We start from the raw sequence: 21,250 nt of genomic DNA, 5'->3' as shown, positions 1-21,250 counted from the left end.
GAAGTTCTCGTCGGCTCAGACCGACCGTTCGAGTCGGGAAGCCGTGTTGCCGTCACCTGCAGCCCCTCGCGCAACGGCGTCGCCGAACGCCTCCTCCCACTCGTGCAGGTGGAGCATGATGTTCTGGCGGGCGCCCCACGTGAAGGCGTTCGCAGCAAGCGCTCTGCGGCGGGCGGTGTCGCCGATCAGCGCGGTGATCTCTCGCTCCCAGCGATCGTTGGCGATCACCTTCCCGCCCTCCGCCGTACCGAGCCCGCGATAGGGCGCGACGTCCGAGGCGAGCCACGCGGCGCCGCCGGCGGCGTACTCCTTCACCTTCACGTTCGAGCGTCCCTGGTTGAACTCGGTGTCGTCCAGTGGCGCGATCGCGATGTCGAGCTGACCGGTGAATCTCGTCAGCTCCAGCACGTCGGTCCCGGGCAGGTGGACGTAGCGCGCGTGTCTGATCCCGAGTCCGAGGCCGAGCGAGACGAACTCGACGCGGGGATAGAACTCCAGCAGCCGCTCGACCAGCGCTCTCAAGCGCAGCGGCTCGACATCGGCGCGATGCTCGTTGCCGGCGACCCAGCCGACGTGCAGATAGTCGTTGAAGCGCTGCGGCCGCCTCGTTCTCACCATCGGCGGGGCGATGTAGTTCTCGATCAGGCGGACGTCGTCGGCGCTGTCGGCGAACCGCTCCAACAGGCCGGGGCTCGGGGTTGTCACGATGTGCGCCAGATCCATCATCACCTGCATGTCTCTGGCGACCTGCAGCGCTCGCGGTCCCCCCACGATTCTGTAGCTCGACGTCTCCTTCGGTATCGCCGGGAGGTAGTCGTCGCAGTCCCAGGTCACGCCGACGCCCGCGTCGCGCAGCGCTCGCGCGAGCAGCTGGAACGGCTCCTCCCACAGTCGGCAGAAGTGGACGACGTCGAAGCGCGCGAACTCGTTCAAGTGCGGCAGGCGATGGGCGTCGAACAGCTGATGCTCATGGCCGCGCGACTGCAACGCGACGAGCGGGAAGCGGGCGCGGTAGTTGGCGTTGCCCGACTCCGGGCGGATGATCGAGGCGATGCGCATGGTGTTCCTCCCCGTCTTGAAGCCTTCACGTGGCTGCACCGGCGCGATCCGCCTCCGCCATCCGCCGCAACCCCTCTCTCAGCGACGTCGACGCCGACCAGCCAAGCCGCTCGCGCGCGAGTGAGGGATCGGAGACCCACGTCGAGGTGTCCCAGCTGCGGCTGCCGTAGCCGCCCCAGGCGGGGGTGGCGGCGACGTCGAACAGCTCGCGCGCGACGCCGACCAGCTCGCCGAGCGAGGTCTGCACGCCGCTGCCGACGTTGTAGACCGCGCCCTCTCCCGGCCGCGCGCGCGAGGCCGCGCGCACGAAGGCGTCGGCGACGTCCTCGACGTAGACGAAGTCGCGCGCGGTCGTCGGGTCGGTCAGCGGCGGCAGCTCGCCGCGCGCACAGGCGGCCAGCAGCGTCGGCATGAGTCGTCTCGGCTCCTCCCACGGCCCGTAGGCGGAGTAGAGTCGCAGCACCGTGACGCCGGCGTCGCGCTCGCGCGCAACCCAGCCGCAGTGAAGCGTCGCGGCGCACTTCGTCACCGCGTACGCGCTGTTGGGATGCGGCAGCTCGTGCTCGCGCGGCGCGTGGTCGACGTAGCCGTACTCGGACGACGAGCCGGCGTGGACGACGACGGCGCCGGCGTCGACCGCCGCGGCGACCAGGTTCGCGGTCCCCTTGATGTTGACGTCGGCCATCGTGGCGAGGTCCGACTGCCACGAGTAGGCGCCGTGGGCTGCGAGCGAGAAGACCCAGTCGGGCCGTACCGCCGCGACCTCCTGCGTGACAGCGGCCGCGTCGCGCAGGTCGAGCGCGATCAGCTCGGCGTCGCCATCGAGACCCTGCAGGCGCCAGTGGTCGCCGCCAGGGCGGACGGCGAGCGTCACGCGGTGACCGTCGGCGAGCAGCCGGCGCGCCAGCACCGCGCCGACGAAGCCCGCCGCCCCCGTCACGAGGACACGGCGCGTGGCCACCGCTCCTCCAGCTGGTCGAGGAAGGCGTCGTAGCCGAACACCTCCAGGTACTGCCAAGCGTGCTCGCGCACATCCGCGCGCTCTTCCGGCGACAGCTCGAGCGCGGTCGCCAGGTTCGCCTCCGGCGTCGGCGTGCGGATCGTCCCCCACGGATAGACCTGGTCGAGCCCGCCGCCGTTCCAGCTCGGCTGCGCCAGCGTCGGCGAACGCTCCAGCCCGATCCGCTCGCAGAGGTCGCCGAGCGTTCTCTCCGGGTCGGCCATGATGTCCTCGGTGCGCAGCACGTGCATCCGCTCCGGGTAGCGCTCGGCGTGCAGCAGCGCGTAGTGCTGGTTGAGCGTCCAACCGAGCATGTAGCCGTCGAGCGACAGCGGCACCGGTCGCTTCTTCGTGTCCGCGTAGGCCGACCAGGGGTTGCGCACGACGTGCAGGAAGTGCGCCTGCGGCAGATCGTCGAGCACCTTGTCGGCGTCGACGACGAGGATCGGGCTGTAGCCGACGTAGACCGATTCACGACCGCTGCGTCTGCAGTCCTTCCAGGCGGCGAAGGTCGACTCGAAGAACGCCATCACGTTGCCGCCGCGCGAGCGCCCGCTCGCGCGCACGATCTCGGCGTAGCGCGCCATTCGATCGTCGTCGTCGAGGTCGAAGGGATAACCGCGGAACTTGCTGACGTGCGGCGTGCGGGCGCGCACCTTCCCCTCCTCGTCGACGATCGCCCGGTAGTCCTGCTCGGGCGTCGCCGCGAGGTCGAACGTCGGCCAGCGGTACTTCAGCGGGAAGACCGAGCCGAGCTGGTCCTCGACGAGCCGCGTGCCGAGCTGGGACTCGAACGGGTAGACGTGCAGCTGCGGATGGCCGTCGAGCAGCCGGTGCGTCGTGTTGCCGCCGTTCTCGTACATCGCGCCGAGCATCAGCAGGCGGAACTCGTCACTCATGTGTGCTGGAACTCCTCGTGAGTTGATGGCAGGAAGCTGTAAAAGAGGTGCTTGGAGTCGGACGACACGCGACGGCCGGCAGCGAACGGGAAGCCGCCCGAGGTCATGCGTGGGAGCCAGTCGAGCGCGAAGATCTGGTTGCCGTACGGCCACGTCAGCCGCGCCAGCTCGGCGCCGCTGTCGCGCTGCAGCGCGACGACGCCGCAGACGCTGCGCTCGACCTCCAGCCCGGGCGCGTACTGGCGGTAGCGCGGGATCACGCGCGAGACGCCGACGAAGGCGACGTCGCCGCAGAAGACGAGCCCGCGGGTCCACGAGCCGAGGCGGGCGCGCGGCTCGAAGGCGCCGCCGGCGACCGGCCCGACCTCGCCGTAGCCGCTGTTGTCGACCCACAGCTCACCGGCATCGAAGCGCGCCGAGTGCGGCCGCGTCAGCCCGCTCGCGAGCGGCTCACGGGTGGCGCCGTCGAAGATCACGCCGCGGCCGTCGACGGGGTAGTTGCGGTGCCCCGGCCGGCGCGCCGAGACGTGCGCCGAGGAGGCGCTGAAGCAGGAGCTTGCGAGCGTCTCCCCGGCCGCAATCGAGTTGACCTGCAGGTAGTTGAGCGAGCAGTCGGGCACGCCGTCCTCGTCCTCGACCGCGCGCGGCCACCAGACGCGTGTCGCGCCGTGCTCGCCCAGCCGCACGACCGCGTTCTGCCCGACCGCGTTGGCGTGCAGCTCGCCGCCGATCAGCGCCAGGTCGTGCATGTACAGCGCGCCCGGGTAAAAGCGGGTCCCGACCGGCACCAGCGGGCGCCGCTCCAGCGCCGGCGGCGGCATGTCGGCGCGCGCGAGCGTCCGCTCGACGGGCGCGAACGTGAACAGCTGGTTGGGGTTGCGCGTGCTGGCGACGTGGACGACCCCGCGCTCGCGGTCGGCGACCAGACCCGACGGATGTGGGAGCCGCATAAACGACGCGGCGGGCTGTCCGTCGTCGACGCTCAACGCCATCGCGAGGTGCTCGTACTCGCGCGTGACCAGCAGCGTGATCCCGAGCTGGTCGAGCAGCTCCCACCACGGCCCGCTCGTCCTCGACCGCAGCAGCTTCGGATCGGTCTCGGCAGCCTCGCTCCACTGCGACGCGACCTGCGCCCCGTCGCGCCAGCGGGCGTGATGACGGCTCCACAGCGAGGCGAGCTCGGCCGCGGGCGGCGAGATCGTCACGGTCGCGCCCCCGCCCGCGACGCGGCGCGCATCCGGTAGGCGCCGACATACATCCGCATCGCCGAGCCGTAGCGCGTCGTCGATTTGCCGCCGTGGCGGAACGTCTGCGCGATCGGCACCTCCAGCAGCGGGTAGCCCTGCTCGCGGCAGCGCCACAGCAGCTCGACGTCGATCAGGTCGTCGTCGCGCTCCAATTGCAGCAGCCGCTCGAACGCGCGCGGGAAGACCTTCGGCGTCCCGTTGACGTCCCAGGTCGGCAGATGGAACAGCGCGCGGCACTCGAGGTTGTAGAGCACCGATCCGAGCCGGCGGCACCAGCTGTCGCGTATCTTGCGGTTCGCCTTCAGCGCAACGCGCGGATAGGCGATCGCGTAGGCGAGCATCAGCACGAGCATCTCCGGCGTCGTGCGGGCGCTGTTCGTGTAACAGAGCAGCTCGCCCTCCGAGGCGTGAAGCCCCGCGCGCACCGCGCGGCCCCAGCCGCCGGCGTCGAGCTCGACGACGCGGACGCGCTGGTCGTCGGCCGCGAGCGCGCGGCAGAGCTCGCGCGTCTCGTCACGGCAGGCGTTCGGGACCAGCACCAGCTCGAAGCGGCGGCCGAGGTTGGTCAGCGCCTCGATGTGCCCGGCCAGCACCGGGAGGATGTGATCGGCCTGGTTGTGGACCGGCATCACGACCGAGATCTCGATCGAGCGATCGACTGCGGCGGACATCCCAGCTCGTCTCCGGCTCAGCGACCCGCGAGCTCGAACTGCTGCAGCGCTGCTGCTGCGAGCTGCTCGGGCATGAGGCCGTGACGGGCGTAGAGATGGTCGCGGCTGCCGGTCTCGCCGACCGGCGTCTCCCGCAGCCCCGCGCGCACCAGCCGGCAGGCGAGCCGCCGCTCCGCGATCGTCTCCGCGGCGAACGAGCCGACGCCGCCGGCGACGTAGTGCGCCTCGACGCTGATCGCGAGCTCAGTCTCGCCAAGCAGCACGGCGAGGTCGTCGCTCGGCGACGGGTTGAGGCTGGAGACGACCGCCACGCTCGCCTCGACGCCGCGCTCAGACAGCAACGTTGCCGCCTCGACCGCCTGCGCCGCGGCGCCGCCGAGCGTCACAAAGACCACGTCGCGCCCGTCGCCGATCGCCTCGACGCCACCGAGCCGGAACCGCCCCATCAGGCCGGGGACGCTCGCCGACTCCTTGCCGAGCCGCAGGTAGACCGGGCCGTTCAGCTGCTGCAGCACCGGCACGGCGGTGCGGACCTGATCCGGGTCGGCCGGTGCGACGATCGTCAGATCGGGCTGCGTCCGCATCAACGCGACGTCCTCGACCGCGTAGTGGGTGAGGCCGTTGTGCCCGTAGTCGAGCCCGCCGCCGACGCCGACGACGCGCACCGGCAGCTGATGCAGCACCGGCCCGTTGCGGATGAACTCGTAGCCGCGCATCGACGCGAACGTCGCGATCGAGTAGACGTACGGCGTGTAGCCGGCCTCGGCGAGCCCGGTCGCCATCCCGACCATGTTCTGCTCGGCGACCCCGACGTTCATGAAGCGGTCGGGGAAGCGCTCGGCGAACGGCTCGAGCACCGTGTAGCCGAGGTCGGCGGTGAGCAGGATGATCCGCTCGTCGGCGGCGGCCACCTCGACGAGCCCGGCGGCGAACGCACTCCTCATCGTGCCGGCACCAAGGCTCGGTCGGCGGCGGCGAGCTCGGCGCAGGCCCGCTCATACTGCAGCGCGTCCAGCGGCCAGTAGTGCCACGCGATCTCGTTCTCCATGAACGAGACGCCCTTCCCGAATGTCGTGCGCGCCGCCAGCAGGCGCGGCCGCGGATCGCGCGCATCCGCCGCAACGAGCGACTGCTGCAGCCCTTCGACGTCGTGTCCGTCGACCTCGCTGACGTTCCAGCCGAACGCCGCCCAGCGCTCTGCCAGCGGCGTTGGCTCGAGCACGTCGCGCGTGTAGCCGAACGCCTGCTGGCCGTTGACGTCGATGATTGCGACGAGGTTCCCGAGCCGGTGGTGGGCGGCGAACATGGCCGCCTCCCAGACCGACCCCTCGTTGCACTCGGCATCGCTCATCAGCACGTAGACCTGGCGGTCCGAGCCCTGCATGCGCGCCGCGAGCGCGCTGCCGGCGCCGATCGAGAGGCCCTGACCGAGCGAGCCGGTCGAGAAGTCGACGCCCGGGAGCACGTGCTCCGGATGCGCGCCGAGCTGAGAGCCCTCACCGCAGTAGGTCGACAGCAGCGCTCGATCGAGTCTGCTGCTCGCGGCGAGCGCCGCGTAGAGGGCGAGCGCCGCATGCCCTTTGGAGAGCACGAGCCGATCGCGCTCAGGATCGTGAGACGAAGCGGATCGCAGTACACCCCCGTACAGCGCCGCAAGTATGTCGGCAATCGACAAAGCCGAGCCGATGTGGCCGACGTGCGCCCGCATCGACTCGTCGATGATTAGTCGCCGGATCAGCCCGGCGAGGGTCTGCTCGGTCATCAGAATTCCCCCGTGGTTCGCAACCGAAACTACCAGAATCAAGGAGGTCGCTGGAGTTTAAAAATGTAAATCAACATCCTTCATTTGGTCCGCCGACCCGTGAAACGAAGACGAGCGGCGCCCGTAGGCGCCGCTCGCTGTCTGGCTCGACTTTGGTCGGTCCGCGAGCGACGCCGCGGACCCAGGACTACTTCTTCGCTGCTCTTCTCGTACTTCTCTTCGCCTTGCCGCAACCCGCGACCGAGATCTTCTGGGTGCGGACGATGCGCTTGCCGCTCTGGGCGTCGAAGCGCAGACCCGCGGTCAGGCCCTTTCTCGTCGCTGCGGAGCAGAGGCCTCTGACCACGCCGACGGGGCCGTTGGTGCCACCCGAGGCGAGGTTGAGCGTGAACTTCGTGATCGGCACGTCGGGCACGGTGTCGAAGGTGGTCTGGAGTCTCAGATCCTTCGCGATCGTGACCTTGCCGACCAGGTCGATGTCGACCTGGCCCTTCAGCCGCACGACCAGGTCCGGCAGTCTCCGTGCGGGCGTGTACACGAAGTACGCGTTGCCCTTGAGCGGATCGCGCAGGAGGGGGGTGACCGCCGTCGCGGTGCCGACGACCATCGGGCATCTGTCCGCTCTGAACTGCTCGAGCGTGCAGGCTCTTCTCTTGTTGACGACGTCGAGGCGCGCGTTGAGCGCCAGCGGCAGCGTCACCTGCACCGATCTGTTGTTCGCCTGTCCCGGCGTCATCGCGAGCGTCACCGACAGCGGCGTGCGCTTGCCCGCCGTCAGCTTGCCTCTCGCGCCGACCTTCAGGGTCATGCTCGGCTTGTACGGCAGCACCGCGCAGTCAGTCGCCTGGAAGCGGCTGCTGACGGTGGCGTTGTCGCCCGTCGTCGACGCGACCGAGCCCGTCGTGTTGGCGGTGGTGCAGTTGGTCGGGTTGATCGAGAACTTGCTGCGATCGACGCGGACGTTGACCATCCGGATCTGCAGCGGGATCCCCTTGAGGATCGTCGGCAGCGGATCGGAGACGATCGTCAGCTGCGCGGTCTGGCGGTCGATCTGGATCGCCGCGCGGACCACGACCGTGCCGAGGTCGAATGGGCCGGCGACCGCCGGGACGACGATCGAGAGGCCGAACGGCGCACCCTTGTACGGACCGGTGATGTAGACCCGACCCGGCAGCTGCAGCGGGTTGCTGCCGGCGCCGGCGGCCGTCGTGACCGAGCCGATGCGAGACTCCTCGCCGCACGTGCCGGCAGCGGCCTGAGCGTCACCGCAGAGCGAGGCGGCCGAGATGTACGCCAGGACACCCTTCGGCAGCGTCATCGTCAGCGATCTCAGGTACTCGTCCGCGTCGCTGCGGCCGAACGTCACCGACAACGGCGAGAACGCGCCCGCCGCCGACGAGGCCGTGCCGGCCGAGAAGCTCGGCGCGAACTGGTGCGCCGGGCAGCCGGCGCCGACACCGTCACCGGAGATGACGAAGGTGTCGGTCAGCGTCTTCGCAGCCGTGCCGCTCCACGGCGAAAGCGCGGCGGTCGTCGTCGCCGCGCCGCAGGTGCGCGGGTTCGACAGCGGCGCCCGCGGACCGTCCTTGAACGAGAGGTCGATGCTGGTGACCGGCAGCTGCGGGTTGTTGACGAAGGTCGCCTTCAGCTGGCCCGTGACCGGATCAGGGTCGACGTTCCCCTTCAGCTTCACGACGACGCCACTGCCCTCGGCGACGAGGTAGAGCGACAGGAGCTGCTCGGGCGTCTGCTGCGCGAGGTAGATCGAGCCGCGGAGCGGGTCGGTCAGGAGCGGCGTCACGATGTTGACAGTGCCGATCTTCGACGCGTTCGGGCAGGCCGGCGAGGTCGCCTGGTCGAGCGCGATCTGCGCCGGTGAGCAGGCCTGCAGGCCGTCGGCCGAAGACGGGTTGACGACGGTGCCGGCCGGCAGCGTCACGACCGCGTCCTTCAGGGCAGACGATGCCAGCCCGACCGGGGACTCCGGCTGTCTGAACGCCAGGTTGACGTCGTAGCCGCTCGGCGCGGCGACCCGCGCCGCACGCGGACGCAACTTGACCGCGGGATCGAACGTCAGACGGTCACAGCCGGTGACCACAGGTGAGGTGGCCTCGTCCGTGTCCCACGTCCCCGGGTTCTGCCATGAGTTGACGGCGATTCTCGTCACCGGCGGACCGGCGCACAGCGTGGGACTGCTGAAGAACGCCTTTCTGTCGGTGTTCACTCTGATCGGCACCGGCGTGAAGTCGTTCGGATCGTCTGACGGACGGCCCGGGAAGTAGGCCCCGGGGAGGTAACGGAGGGCGTCGTGCGACGAGTCCGCCGGCACGCCCCAAAGCGTCAGCGTCTGCGAGTAGATCAGGACGCCGCCCGGCAGATCCTTGATCGTCGCGGTGAGACCGTAGTCGCTGCCGCTGCGCACGTCCGCGTTGACGACGACGTTGCTGCGGAAGAGCCGGAACCCGAACTCGGCAGGTCTGCCGTCCGGAGGATCGATGTTGTAGACCGGCAGCTGCTGAGCCAACGGCGCCGAGCCGGCGAACGGCGCGATCATCAGATCGATCACGCCGACCTGCGTCTCGACCGGACACTGAGCCGCGGCGGTCTGGTTGAACAGCTCCTGCGCGCAGCGCGGCGTCACGTTGGGGTCGCCGACGAGTCCGACCGGGAGGTCGACCCGCACGTCCTTGAGATCGCCGTCCGGAACGGTGTTCCCCTGGGCGTCGGTCGTCGTCTCCATCGTGAACGACGTCGACAGGTCCGGGTGGTCGCCCGCCTGCGTGAGGTCGTTTCCGAGCGGATCTCTCGCCGCTGCGGTGAACGTGCCCGGCACGATGCCGAAGTCCGCTCGCGCCTGCCCGGCGAACGCGAACGCCAGCATCAGCGCCATCACGCCCAGCGCGAGCGCGATGCGGAGCGGCCGCTTGAGGCCAGCCGCCGCGGCGGCACCTTCCATCGAGTTCCCGATCACCTTGGTCATCCTGCTGTCGATCGATGCGTTCGTCACGCGATCACCGGCCCTTCGGCGTCGTCTTGCGGGCCTTGGACTGAGCGCGCGTCGCTCTCAGCGTGACCGTCTTGGAGGTCGCCCCGGGCAGAGCCGAGAACGACACCGTGATACGGAGCTTCAACTTCCCGGTGCGGCGGAGCTGCTGGCGTGCCGCTCTCGACAGCGCGAGCGAGAGCTTCACCGTCGACGAGCGCTTGGCCGACTTGCTCGCCGACGCGACGCGAGCGTCGAGTCCCTTGACACGAGCGAACGCGGCAGCGCTGACGCGCCCGGCGCCGTTGACCCGCACCGACAGCGCGAGTCTGCCGGACTTGGCTGCCTTCTTCGCGGCCGCGGAAGAGATGCCGGAGACCGTGTAGGACCTTTCCGGCTCAGGCACCACGTTGCCCGACCCCGTCGCAGTCTCCGAGCCCGGAGTGGAGGGCGAGCTGTTGGGCGTCGGCGACGCCTGACAATCATCGCCGGCGCACGGCGCCGGCGGGTCCACGCGGGGGCTCGGCGCCCCCAGGCGCGCATCGTAGATGTCCGCCAGTCCGTTGTCCCGGTCCTCGGGAACCAAGCTGGAGCGGGTCACGAAGTAGAGATCTCTTCCGTCCGCCGTCATGTCGACGAGCGACGAGCGAGCTCCCGAGGTGCCGCTGGAGATCAGCCGCGCAGCACCGTCGACATACTCGTAGACGTCCTGGACCCCGTTGTTGTCCTCCGGCACCAGCGCTTCCGTTGTCGCGAACGCAACCCGCGAGCCGTCCGCGCTGATCGCGTGCGGCGTCGCCCGGTTGTAGTCGGAGTTCGACTTGAGGCGGGCGTCTCCCGTCGACGTCGAGCTGTTCGGATCGCATGAGACGCAGGTCACGCCGCCCGCGGCGGCGTTGGCGTCGTACAGGTACACCTGCGATCTGCCCTGAGTGTCACGGCCCGCGGCGCTGGCTCTGGTCACGAAGACGAATCTCGTGCCGTCCGCGCTGAGGACCGACTCCGAGTAACTTGGGACCGCCACGCCTCTCTTGATCGCGAGCGTGTCGTCGTCGAGCGACGCGGGGCTGACGTATCTGATGCCGCTCGGCGTGCGCACGTAGACGTTCAGATCGCCACCGGCGCCCGGCGCGAGCGCCTCGACCGAGGCGAAGTAGACATAGTGGCCATCCTCAGATGCGCGGATGAAGCCGCCGCCGAAATCTCCCTGAGTCAGCCGATCATCGATATTGCTGAACGACAACACGCCCGTCGCGGTGTCATAGGCGTAGTCGCCGCCGCCGACAGGCGCGTCGTCCGTCAACTGATCGGCCGAACGGAGATAGACGATCCCAAGGTCGCTGACCGATCCGACGAAGGCGGCCTCCGTCGCAGACGGGTCGCCGACTCTACCTGCCCGCTGGGAGGAGGAGATGCGGGTGACGGTGCCGTCAGATCTGCGCAGATACAGCTGTCGCGCGAGGCCGGAACCGGGATCGCCGGCGTAGACGAAGCGCTCACCGTCGCCCGAGGTGGCCTCGTTGTCAGGCAGATCGCCCGCGTTGCCAGTGCTGGGGTTCGCAGAGGTGCTACCCGTTCCCAGCATTGATCCGTTCGCGAATGGGTCGCCGTTCTCATCGACCCCGACGAGCTCGGTCGTCCCGTTGCGCCAGCGATAGACGTGCGAGATCCCAGTCCCAGCGGTGATCTCGTTTGAGAGTGCCTCTGAGGTGGTGAAGAAGACAGAGCTGCCGTCAGACGAAACGCCCGCGAGTCTCGCGTCGACGAGTTCGTTGGGCGTCGGACCGTCGGTGCGCCGCGACACCCACGTCGCGTCGCCATCCCCGTTAATCCAATACATGTCTGCCTGCGTGAACGTTCCGAACGGCGTGACCGTCAGGTCGAGATCGTCAGCGTCGATCGACGCGCCGGTCACCACCGTCATAGCAGAGAGATCCGCCGAGAAGGCATATCCGCCGAGATAGCTGAAGAAGCCCGGCCGGAACGTTCCACTCAATCTCGGGAAGAGCGATCTGACCGACCAACTGCCCTCGGCTCCGCGCCGAGCGACATACGGTACCTCCGCATTGGAACCTTCAGACCCGGCGTACGCGCCGAGAGAAACCCAAGCGACCCCGTTGCCGTCGGCCGACACCTTGAGATCGCTCTGCACGTCGACCCCGTTCTTGTCGGTCGCCGACACGAGGTCGTAGGTCCTCGGTCCCGCCCCGTCTGCGGCCAACGCCGGAGTTGAGACGACCAGACCGAGCGCGACTGCTGACAGCAGGGAAGGCACTGCCTTCGCTCTGCGATGCACTTGAAGCAATGGACACGCTCCGCTCCGCTCGGCAGCGGATTCTGCAGACCACGGCACGACATCGCCCTCCCCCTGAAAAAGGGTTGCGCCTGCGACCGCGACTCTCCTCACCCGTCTACCTAGTTGTAGATACAGCCACGGTAAACCCGGGTGTCTCCTGATGTCAAGCGGCAACCCGCCGCATTGATCAGCTTCGAATGGTCATCGACCCTCCGAGAAGCACAACGGGGCCGACCGATTGCTCGGCCGGCCCCATTTGGCGGACCTAAATCAGCCGCTGACCGTGACCGCTCTGTTGAGCGTGTACGAGCCGGAGTACGTCGCCGCTAGCCCCACCGTGGTGAGGAGCGGGCTGCAGCCCGTGACGGAATCGACCGTCAGGCTGCTGCTTAGCACCGAGAAGACATCCGTGACTCTGACGGCGACCGGTAGCACTAGCGCGGGCGTGTCTCTGCTGTAGTCGTGACCAACAATGACTCTACCGGTGGCGGTGAACGAGCACGAGCCAGACGCTATCGTGACGCCTCTGGCCGGCACCGTGACCTCGAGGCCAACTAGCGGACCGGCGGCTAGTATGACGTTGACGCCCCAGGCGGACGACTGAGTAACAGTAAACGCACCGAGGAGCGCGTTGCTGCATCCGGTGTATCTCGTCGTGCCGGCGGCAGAAGTACCGACGCCGTTGCTGGCGACCGTCGCCGAGACGGTCGAGCCGGTGCAGTTGAGTCTCTGACCGTTACTGCCGAACGTCAGGACCGTCGCGCCAGTCGAGGTCGCCGAGTAGGCACCGGACGGGCTTATGGTGAGGGCGCTCGCCGACGCGGCGAGACCAAACAGCGAGATGGACGCAACGAGCCCAATGAGCGCGCTGCGAAGAGCCTTAGACATGTATTGTCTCCGTACTTCGAGATTGAATAATCGCGTGAGCGCATCAGCGCACACGGACGAGCCGCAAGACGTAGACCCCCCTTCTGCGACCACACGAGCTTTCTCCGACTCGCCGCACGAGCATAGCGCCGTAAAAGAGGAGTTGCAATTGACCGGCGTTCTGCTGACATTGACAATAAACTGGTCGATTGAATCTTGGGGCACGCGAAGATCGCCATCCGACGGATGGGGAATATCGGATCGCAGGACCATTCGAGCATCGACCGATGGCGCGTTCGCAGTCATCGCCGCCGTAGACGACGCCACGGGCGGAAGGCCGATGCGATGACGTCGCGTCGGCAACTCACAGCCAAGCCGATGCCTGGATGCAGAGATCCGTCAGGTTGCTCGAAGAGTAGGGGGGACAGGCGGGGAAGTCGGTCGTCAGCCTCCGGTGACCGACCAAGGGCCCGGTAGCCCGCTGCCACCGCGATTTCGGGCCGTTACCCGGAACGCGAGAAATGGGGCCGGCCGACTGCTCGGCCAACCCCAAGAGCGAAACGACAATCAGCCGCTGACCGTAGCCGCTCTGTTGAGCGAGTACGAGCCGGCGTACGTCGCCGCTAGCCCCACCGTGGTGAGGAGCGGGCTGCAGCCCGAGACGGAATCCACCACGAGGCTGCTGCTTAGCACCGAGAAGAGATCGGTCACCGCGACGGTGATCGGTAGCGCGCTGCCCGTGTACTCATGACCGACGGTCACAGTGCCTCTCGCGGTGAACGAGCACGAGCCGGACGTTATCGTGACGCCTCTCGCGGGAACCGTGACGGTCAGACCGACTAGCGGACCCGCGGTTAGTATCACGTTGACGTCCCACGCGGACGACTGAGTAACGCTGAACGCACCGAGGAGCGCGTTGGTGCAGCCGCTGTATCTCGTGGTGCCAGAAGCGGAGCTGCCGACACCGGCGCTGTCGATCGTCGCCGCGATGGTGGAGCCTGTGCAGGTGAGTCTCTGTCCGTTGCTGCCGAACGTCAGGACCGTCGAGCCGCTTGCGGTCGCCGTGTAGGCGCCCGACGGGCTGATAGTGAGGGCGCTCGCCGACGCGGCGAGACCGAACAGCGAGATGGCCGCAGCGAGCCCGATCAGCACGCTGCGAAGAGCCTTAGACATATGTTCTCCGTACTTCGAGATTGAATGATCACGCGAACGCAAGAGCGCGCACGTACGAGCCGCAGGACATCTGACCCCCTTGTGCGCCCGCAAATCCCGTGTTCCCCAACTCGCCGGAGGCGCATAACACCGAAAACTTGAAGTCGTGATGAATTGTCTTGTGCAGACTAAAGTTCGACAAACCGGTTGATTATTTCTGCCAGCACGCGAAGATCGGCAACCAGAAAGGAACCAAGCCCCGAGGCGCGCGCGACCCGAGGCTCCAGGCGATGGCGCGTTCACGTCGAGACTGGGCACGGCGGCAGTCGCGCGTCTCAATGCTGGGCCGCGGCGCCCGGCCCGAGGACAGCCCAGAAACACAAAAAGGGCCGGCCGATTGCTCGGCCGGCCCCATGGGCTAGGCAGATCAGCTGACCGTGACCGCTCTGTTGAGCGTGTACGAGCCCGAGTACGTCGCCGCTAGCCCCACCGTGGTGAGGAGCGGGCTGCAGCCCGAGACCGAGTCGACCGTCAGAGCGCTGCTGGTGGTCGGGAAGACGTCGGTGACCGCGACCGCAGCAGGTAGCGCCGCGTACGCACGGCTGACAGTCACGGTACCGCTCGCGGTGAACGAGCAGGCGCCGGACGTTATCGTGACGCCTCTCGCGGGGACCGTGACCGCGAGGCCAACGTTGCCCGTGGTTAGTATCACGTTGACGCCCCAGGCGGACGACTGAGTAACGCTGAACGTACCGAGGAGCGCGTTGGTGCAGCCGCTGTATCTCGTGGTGCCAGAAGCGGAGCTGCCGACACCGGCGCTGTCGACCGTCGCCACGATCGTCGAGGCGGTGCAGTTGAGTCTCTGCCCGTTGCTGCCGAACGTCAGGACCGTCGCGCCAGTCGCGGTCGCCGTGTAGGCGCCCGACGGGCTGATGGTGAGGGCGCTCGCCGACGCGGCAAGACCAAACAGCGAGATGGCCGCAGCGAGCCCGATCAACACGCTGCGAAGAGCCTTAGACATATTTTTCTCCGTACTTCGAGATTGAATGATCACGTGCACGCAGGAGCGAGCACGTACGAGCCGCAGGACTTCTGACCCCCCTTCTGCGACCAAAGCAGGATTCCCCGACTCGTTGGACGAGCATAGCGCCGGGAATGCGCCGTTGCAATTGACAGCTTTCTCACGAACCAGCCAGATATACGGTTAGTTAAATCCATCGGGACATGAAAATCGCGACGTGACGCACGCTTTGTCTCGGCAGTTGAATGTTCAAGGAAAGCGGAGCGATGGCGCGCGAGCGGTCGGCGAACAGACGGTAGGCCCTTGACATCGCACTACCCAGGTTCTTAGTCTTGCGACGAATCGCTGGGAGGAGCCAGCGCGAACGGGCCTGTGCGGGTCCGTCGCTTGCGTCTGATCCACCAGGTCGGTCGCTGGAGGGGTGCGTGCTGGCGCTGCCAGTTCACAAACAACCCGCGGCACATGGTCGCGGAAGAGGGGATCCAATGAGATCACGCTTGATCCGAGCTATGGTCGCGGGTGGCTTGACTGTCGCCACGCTCGGCGTCGCGAGCGGCGCGTCGATGGCGGCGTTCCCGAACGTGTCGGATTGTCCGACGAGAGCTCCGGGCGCCGCCGTGTGCATCGACGTTCAGAGCACGAGCGGCTTCCTTCGCATTAAGGACTTCAGCGTGCCGATCGGCACGTCGTTCGAGATTCGCGGCGCCATCACCGACGCTGCCTCCGGCAACAGATTCGTCCCGCCGACGGGCACGACCGGCGTCTTCTCGAAGCCGATCCAGGTGCCGGGGGGCCTCCTCGGCATCGACTTCCCGATTCCCGGCAACGCTGTGACCGCCAGAGCTGAGCTTGCCGGCTCGCCGTCGCTGGTCAGATTCGACCTCCAGACGCAGGGCCTGCAGATCCCGCTCAAGCTCGCGCTCTCGAACCCGATCATCGGCCCGGGCTGCCAGATCGGCTCCAACTCCAGCCCCGTCAGAGTCAACCTGATCACGGGCACGACGAACCCGCCAGCTCCGAACAGACCGATCAGCGGCAGATTCGGCACCTTGGGCGCGGTTGGTGACGTGTTCGTCGTCGCCGGCAACCTGAACGTCGACAACTCGCTGTCGATCCCGGGCGCTTCCGGCTGCGGCATCGGCCTTGGGCTGATCAACAGCATCGTCAACCTGAAGCTCAAGCTGCCGGCCGCTGCCGGCACCAACGAGATGCAGGTCGGCAACGATCTCGCGCTGAAGTTCATCGCGTAGCGACTCGCACTGTGATCTGGTGGGCCCGAGCCAACGTGGCCGGGCCCGCCAACACGTTCAGCAGCACGCAAGAGGGGCCGCCCAGTGGGCGGCCCCTCTTGCGTGCTGCTCTGAAGGAGAGGGAGGGATTCGAACCCTCGTCGGACGCATAACGCCCGAAACGGTTTTCGAGACCGCCGCATTCAACCGCTCTGCCACCTCTCCGGGTGGATGGAAAAGGGTAGCGAACTCGCTGCGGGCGTGCCGGCTGAAGCGGCGCTCAGCGGCGACTGACGAAGAAGGCCCGCAGCTGCGCTGCGCACTCGTCGGCGAGCAGGCCTCCGGCGACCTCCGGACGGTGGTTGAGCTGCGGGTGGTCGAGGATCGACAGGACGCTGCCGGCGGCGCCGGCCTTCGGGTCCCAGGTGCCGAAGACGACGCGCGGGATGCGTGAGAGGACGATCGCGCCGGCGCACATCGCGCACGGCTCCAGCGTCACGTAGAGGATCGCGTCGAGCACCCGCCAGCTGCCGAGCTGCCTGGCCGCCTCGCGCAGCGCGATCGCCTCGGCGTGGGCGGTCGGATCCTGGCGCAGCTCGCGCTCGTTGTGGCCGGTCGCGACGACCTCGCCGTCGTGCACGACGACCGCCCCGACGGGCACGTCGTCGTGCTCCAGCGCACGGTCGGCCTCGCGGATCGCGAGCCGCATGAAGTACTCGTCACGGGGGAAGAAGCGGTCGGTCATGGGCGGCGGCGCGCCTGACAGCGCGCGATTGCAGGACTACCAGGGAAACTTCTGAACACCGATGATGTCTTAAGGAACGTGCGGGAAGCTCTCAGACACGCCGCACGCCGCGCCCTCCCCGAACCAGTCCCCGCACGCTTGCGCCCAACTTCCCCCCTCCTCACCGCCGGCAGCCGCCGTGCCGCCGCGCTGGCGGCGGCGTGCGCCCTGCTGGCGACCGGCGCCGGCGACGCCCGCGCCGCCACCGTCGCGACCAACGGCGTCCCCGCGGTCCCGGCCAACGTGCCCGGCGAGGTCGTCGTCGGCTACGAGCGGTCCGTCGACGCGCAGGCGCAGGCCGCCACCGCCCGCGCGGTCGGGGCCTCCGCCGGCGCGACCGCCGGCAGCACCCGCACGCGCGTGCTGCACGTCAAGCCCGGCACGGTCCGCGCGACGGTCGCGAAGCTGCGGCGCCAGCCCGGCGTCGCCTACGCCGCCGCCAACCCGGTCGCGCGCGCGAGCACGGTCGCGCTGCCGGACGACGTCGGCATCCGCGGCTACCCGGGCGGGCTCGCGGCGCTGCAGTGGAACTTCTTCGGCGACAGAGGGGTCAACGCGCTCGGCGCGTGGACGAACGCGCTCAACGCCGGCGTCCCCGGCGGCCGCGGCGTGCGCGTCGCGGTGCTCGACACCGGCGTCGCCTACCGCGACTGGAACCGCTTCACGCGCTCGCCCGACTTCGCCGGCACGAAGTTCGTCGCCCCCTACGACTTCGTCGACAACCGCAGAGAGGCGGTCGACCGCAACGGCCACGGCACGCACGTCGCCGGCACGATCGCGGAGACGACCAACAACCGCGTCGGCGTCAGCGGACTCGCCTACGGCGTCACGCTGATGCCGGTGCGCGTGCTCGACTCGCAAGGCTACGGCGACGCCGCCACGATCGCGAAGGGGATCCGCTACGCGGCCCGCCACAACGCGAAGGTCATCAACATGAGCCTCGAGTTCTCGACCAGCGTGACGGCGTCGGAGATACCGGACATCATGTCCGCGATCCGCTACGCGAACGAGAGAGGCTCGATCGTCGTCGGCTCGACCGGCAACGAGGGCGAGCCGAAGATCGCCTTCCCGGCACGCGCGAGCCTCGTCGTCTCGGTCGGTGCGACGACCGACGACGGCTGCCTCGCCAGCTTCTCCAACGACGGCGTCGGCCTCGACCTCGTCGCCCCCGGCGGCGGCGACGACGCGCTGATGTCGAACGACCCCAACTGCAGAGTCGGCCACCACGGGCGCGACATCTACCAGATGACCTACGCCGGGTCGGTCGGCAAGTTCGGCCTCCCGGCCGGCTACGACGGCACCTCGATGGCGGCGCCGCACGTCTCCGCGACGGCCGCGCTCGTGATCGCGACGAAGGTGATCGGCGCGCGCCCGACGCCGGCGCAGGTCGAGTGCCGCCTGAAGGCGACCGCGAGACAGCTCGGCGTGCCCGGCCCCAACCGCGTCTACGGCTGGGGTCTCGTCGACGCCGGCGCGGCGACCGACCCGGCCGTCGCGACACCGAGCTGCGCCGCTGCCACCGCCCGCGCGAATCCGCGCTGAGCGGTATCAGCCACTAGCAGGGACGCTCGCGTACCGCTTGTCCGCGTCGGGACACCCGACGCGGGCGCCCTCCGTCGATCGGCGGCATCGGATCGTCAGCTTCGGAACATGCTCTGCCATGGCGGGTTGACTCGCGGGTCAATCGCGGCGTAGGTTTGGGTACGGTCGCGTGTCCGAGGGGGAAGGCGCGCCGGGATGCCGGGCGAGTGGGCGGCGCAAGGGGGTCGATGCGAGGGGGCATCGAGCGGCGCCGCCCACCGCCTCGGCGATCTGCTGCCGAGGCGGGCCGAGGCGGCTGCTGCGAAGTGTGGCGCGAGCTGCGGCGGAATCAGGTGGTGCGGATGATCAGCACCGAGCAGGGCGCGTGGTGCGAGACCTTGTTCGGCACCGAGCCGAGCAGGAAGCGCTTGGCGCCGGTCATGCCCTTGTTGCCGACGACGATCAGGCCGCTTCTCTGCTCCTCGGCGACGTCGAGGATCGCGTCGGCCGGGTCGCCCTGGCGCGCGAAGGTGCGGACGGTCGTGACGCCGGCCTCCTTCGCCTGCTCCGCCACTCTGGTGAGCGTCGCGTCGACGTCCTCGCGCGGCCCGATCGACCACTGCATGTCCTTCGGCGCCTCGGAGGCCTCGTCGCGCAGCCGCTGCGCGGAGACGGGCTCGTAGGCGCTGACGACCTCGAGCGCGGCGTCGGCGATGCGCGCCAGCTCGATCGCCTGCTTGACCGCCTCCTGTGCCGTGTCGGAACCATCCGTTCCGACGACGATCGATCCGAACACGCGCCTTTCTCCCTTATCCGTTGGACGGCTGCGGCGGATCATATCCCCGCGGCGGCGGGGCCCGAGCCGGCTGCTCAGATCAGCTTCGTGATCGCGATCACGATCCCGGCGACGACCAGCACGACGATCGCGACCTGCATCCAGATCCACAGCGGCGACATGCGCTGGAGCCTAGCTGCTGCGGGCGCCGCAGGGCGTCCCGAGCCAGCGGTCGACGAGCGCGCACCAGCCCTGCTGGACGCGCTCCAGCGACCAGCCCAGTCTTCTGCGCATGTGCAGGTGCAGGCGCGCGTCGAGCACCGACAGCAACGACATCGCCGCGTAGTCGACGTCGATCTCCGGCGCCCCTTCACGCAACAGCAGCAGCAGATGCATGTGGTAGGCGGCGTTCGGGCCGCCGAGCGCCGGATGGCCGCCGGCGACCGCGAGCGCCTCGGCGTGCTCGTCGAGGATCTCCAGGTAGCCGGTGCCGAAGGCGTGGAGCCGTTCGAGCGGGGACGCACCGGGACCGAGCGGCGCCGGGCCGCGCACCATCCGCTCCTGGAAGATGCGGTGGCTCTCGCTCAGCAGCGCGTACGTCAGCCCCTCGCGGTCGCCGAAGCGGCGGTACATCGTCCCCATCCCGACGCAGGCCGCCTTCGCGACGTCCTGCATCGAGACGTGCTCGGCGCCGTGCTCCTCGAACAGGCGCGCGGCAGCGGCGAGGATCCGCTGGCGGTTCTCGGCCGCGTCCGCGCGCTCGGTGGCGGCGGCTGGGCGCTCTACGAGTGGAAGCTCCTCCATGCCGCCCCCATCATGCCTGCTCGAGCACCCTCGCGTGGCCGGCCAGCTCTTCCAGCAGCACGCTGAGCGCGGCGACCTGATCGGCGTCGGTGAGCGCGCCGTCGGGACTGAAGGCGCCGTCGGCGAGGCCGATCGGCAGCTCTCTGTCGAGCACGCGGGCGCCGATGTGGGCGGCGACTCTGCGCACCTCCGCCTGCGCCCAGACGGCGCCGAAGAGGCCGGTCGAGGCGCCGATCACGGCGACCGGCTTGTCGCGCAGCGGATGGGTCGCGAACGGCCGCGAGATCCAGTCGAGCGCGTTCTTCAGCACGCCCGGGACGCCGGCGTTGTACTCCGGCGTCGCGATCAGGACGGCGTCGGCGCGGGCGACCGCGTCGCGCAGGTCCTGGACCGCCGCGGGCACGGGGCCCTGCTCGAGGTCTTCGTCGAAGTGGGGCAGCTCCGCCAGCCGGTCCCACAGCTCCAGCTCGACCCCGGACGGCGACGCGGCGGCCGCCGCCCGGAGCAGCTTGCGGTTGTGGGAGTCCCGGCGGACGCTGCCGGCGATGCCGAGGACTCGCATCGGTCAGCCCTCGTTGGACTCGGCGACGAGCGTCAGCTCGATCGCCAGCGTGACGTCGTTGGCGAGCGCCTTGCCGCCGGTCGGGAGGTCGGCGTTCCAGTTGAGGCCGAACGCGGTGCGGTCGATCACGGTCGAGATCGCCAGCGCCGCCTTCGTCTGGCCGAACAGCTCGGCCTCCGGCGACCAGTTGCCGGTCGCGGTGACGGTCTGGGTGACGTCGCGGATCGTGAGGCGGCCGGTGACGGTCGCGCTGCCGTCGTCGGCCAGCTCGACGCTGTCGGAGGCGAAGTTGATCGCCGGGTACGTGTCGGCGGCGAAGAAGTCGTCGGCGAGGACGTGCTGGCGGAACTGCTCGGGGGTGCGGATCGAGATCGACTCGACCTGCGCGGCGCCGTCGAGCTTGGCGCCGTCAGCACCGACGGTCAGCGTCCCGGCGACGTCGTCGAGCGTGCCCTTGAAGGTGGTGACGCCCATGTACTTGACGGCGAAGCCGAACGTCGAGTGGATCGGGTCGACGGTGTAGACGCCCTGCAGGGGCTGGACGGCAGTGGCCATGTGAAGCACCTCGTGATCGTAAGCGGACTGAATTCCGCTTACGACTGTAGCACGGGATGCGGA

General features: G+C 68.8%; 19 protein-coding genes and 1 tRNA gene. 2 read left to right on the top strand and 18 right to left on the bottom strand.

The window, feature by feature from the left end; translation table 11 throughout:
- Positions 1-15: 15 nt before the first annotated feature.
- The 12 genes from Q7L73_RS03490 to Q7L73_RS03435 form a co-directional block, all read right to left on the bottom strand.
- Complete coding sequence (locus tag Q7L73_RS03490) at positions 16-1,059, bottom strand: hypothetical protein (RefSeq protein WP_304686371.1); 1,044 nt, start codon at positions 1,057-1,059, stop codon at positions 16-18.
- A gap of 25 nt (positions 1,060-1,084) precedes the next feature.
- Positions 1,085-2,020 carry an NAD(P)-dependent oxidoreductase gene (locus Q7L73_RS03485; RefSeq protein WP_304686364.1) on the bottom strand — a complete coding sequence of 312 codons (936 nt, stop codon included), beginning with the start codon at positions 2,018-2,020 and terminating at the stop codon, positions 1,085-1,087.
- Positions 1,996-2,958 (bottom strand): sulfotransferase, encoded by a 963-nt coding sequence (locus tag Q7L73_RS03480; protein WP_304686359.1) that lies wholly within the window; start codon positions 2,956-2,958, stop codon positions 1,996-1,998. Before Q7L73_RS03480 ends, Q7L73_RS03485 begins: the two co-directional genes overlap by 25 nt.
- Positions 2,955-4,163 carry a DUF4915 domain-containing protein gene (locus tag Q7L73_RS03475; RefSeq protein WP_304686354.1) on the bottom strand — a complete coding sequence of 403 codons (1,209 nt, stop codon included), beginning with the start codon at positions 4,161-4,163 and terminating at the stop codon, positions 2,955-2,957. Before Q7L73_RS03475 ends, Q7L73_RS03480 begins: the two co-directional genes overlap by 4 nt.
- Positions 4,160-4,876: a glycosyltransferase gene (locus tag Q7L73_RS03470; protein ID WP_304686350.1), complete on the bottom strand. Its 717-nt coding sequence runs from the start codon at positions 4,874-4,876 to the stop codon at positions 4,160-4,162. The genes Q7L73_RS03475 and Q7L73_RS03470 overlap by 4 nt, the downstream gene beginning before the upstream one ends.
- 17 nt (positions 4,877-4,893) lie before the next feature.
- Positions 4,894-5,820 (bottom strand): transketolase family protein, encoded by a 927-nt coding sequence (locus Q7L73_RS03465; RefSeq protein ID WP_304686344.1) that lies wholly within the window; start codon positions 5,818-5,820, stop codon positions 4,894-4,896.
- The gene (locus Q7L73_RS03460; protein WP_304686339.1) at positions 5,817-6,638 is read right to left on the bottom strand and encodes a transketolase; all 822 of its coding nucleotides are present in this window, start codon (positions 6,636-6,638) and stop codon (positions 5,817-5,819) included. The genes Q7L73_RS03465 and Q7L73_RS03460 overlap by 4 nt, the downstream gene beginning before the upstream one ends.
- A 187-nt stretch (positions 6,639-6,825) precedes the next feature.
- On the bottom strand, positions 6,826-9,618 hold the full coding sequence (locus tag Q7L73_RS03455) for a hypothetical protein (RefSeq protein WP_304686334.1): 2,793 nt from the start codon (positions 9,616-9,618) through the stop codon (positions 6,826-6,828).
- A 31-nt stretch (positions 9,619-9,649) separates the two neighbouring features.
- Complete coding sequence (locus tag Q7L73_RS03450) at positions 9,650-11,803, bottom strand: hypothetical protein (RefSeq protein ID WP_304686332.1); 2,154 nt, start codon at positions 11,801-11,803, stop codon at positions 9,650-9,652.
- A 384-nt stretch (positions 11,804-12,187) separates the two neighbouring features.
- On the bottom strand, positions 12,188-12,805 hold the full coding sequence (locus Q7L73_RS03445) for a hypothetical protein (protein ID WP_304686328.1): 618 nt from the start codon (positions 12,803-12,805) through the stop codon (positions 12,188-12,190).
- 546 nt (positions 12,806-13,351) lie between these two features.
- The gene (locus Q7L73_RS03440) at positions 13,352-13,936 is read right to left on the bottom strand and encodes a hypothetical protein (protein ID WP_304686320.1); all 585 of its coding nucleotides are present in this window, start codon (positions 13,934-13,936) and stop codon (positions 13,352-13,354) included.
- A 427-nt stretch (positions 13,937-14,363) separates the two neighbouring features.
- A complete protein-coding gene (locus Q7L73_RS03435; RefSeq protein WP_304686315.1) occupies positions 14,364-14,936 on the bottom strand; it encodes a hypothetical protein in 573 nt (190 codons plus the stop codon).
- A 692-nt stretch (positions 14,937-15,628) separates the two neighbouring features.
- Here Q7L73_RS03435 and Q7L73_RS03430 point away from each other — a divergent pair.
- Positions 15,629-16,207 (top strand): hypothetical protein, encoded by a 579-nt coding sequence (locus Q7L73_RS03430; protein ID WP_304686308.1) that lies wholly within the window; start codon positions 15,629-15,631, stop codon positions 16,205-16,207.
- Positions 16,208-16,321: 114 nt separating this feature from the next.
- Here the strand turns inward: Q7L73_RS03430 and Q7L73_RS03425 are convergent.
- Both Q7L73_RS03425 and tadA read right to left on the bottom strand, forming a co-directional pair.
- Positions 16,322-16,411, bottom strand: a tRNA-Ser gene (locus Q7L73_RS03425).
- Positions 16,412-16,466: 55 nt separating this feature from the next.
- A complete protein-coding gene (gene tadA / locus Q7L73_RS03420) occupies positions 16,467-16,931 on the bottom strand; it encodes a tRNA adenosine(34) deaminase TadA (RefSeq protein ID WP_304686306.1) in 465 nt (154 codons plus the stop codon).
- A 138-nt stretch (positions 16,932-17,069) separates the two neighbouring features.
- Here tadA and Q7L73_RS03415 point away from each other — a divergent pair, with 138 nt between their 5' ends.
- Positions 17,070-18,512, top strand: a complete 1,443-nt coding sequence (locus Q7L73_RS03415; RefSeq protein ID WP_304686304.1) for a S8 family serine peptidase — start codon at positions 17,070-17,072, stop codon at positions 18,510-18,512.
- 328 nt (positions 18,513-18,840) lie between these two features.
- On the opposite strand, the gene Q7L73_RS03410 is transcribed toward Q7L73_RS03415, so the two are convergent.
- The 4 genes from Q7L73_RS03410 to Q7L73_RS03395 all read right to left on the bottom strand — a co-directional run bounded on the left by Q7L73_RS03410 (position 18,841) and on the right by Q7L73_RS03395 (position 21,187).
- Positions 18,841-19,287 carry a universal stress protein gene (locus Q7L73_RS03410; protein WP_304686302.1) on the bottom strand — a complete coding sequence of 149 codons (447 nt, stop codon included), beginning with the start codon at positions 19,285-19,287 and terminating at the stop codon, positions 18,841-18,843.
- Positions 19,288-19,458: 171 nt separating this feature from the next.
- On the bottom strand, positions 19,459-20,070 hold the full coding sequence (locus Q7L73_RS03405) for a TetR/AcrR family transcriptional regulator (protein WP_304686301.1): 612 nt from the start codon (positions 20,068-20,070) through the stop codon (positions 19,459-19,461).
- Positions 20,071-20,080: 10 nt separating this feature from the next.
- Positions 20,081-20,632 (bottom strand): NADPH-dependent FMN reductase, encoded by a 552-nt coding sequence (locus tag Q7L73_RS03400; protein ID WP_304686299.1) that lies wholly within the window; start codon positions 20,630-20,632, stop codon positions 20,081-20,083.
- A gap of 3 nt (positions 20,633-20,635) precedes the next feature.
- On the bottom strand, positions 20,636-21,187 hold the full coding sequence (locus tag Q7L73_RS03395; protein WP_304686297.1) for a YceI family protein: 552 nt from the start codon (positions 21,185-21,187) through the stop codon (positions 20,636-20,638).
- Positions 21,188-21,250: the final 63 nt, after the last annotated feature.

Origin of the sequence: Conexibacter sp. CPCC 205762, from assembly GCF_030646155.1 — a bacterium.
Taxonomy (GTDB): domain Bacteria; phylum Actinomycetota; class Thermoleophilia; order Solirubrobacterales; family Solirubrobacteraceae; genus Conexibacter.
This window is presented reverse-complemented; position numbering and strand designations above follow the sequence as displayed.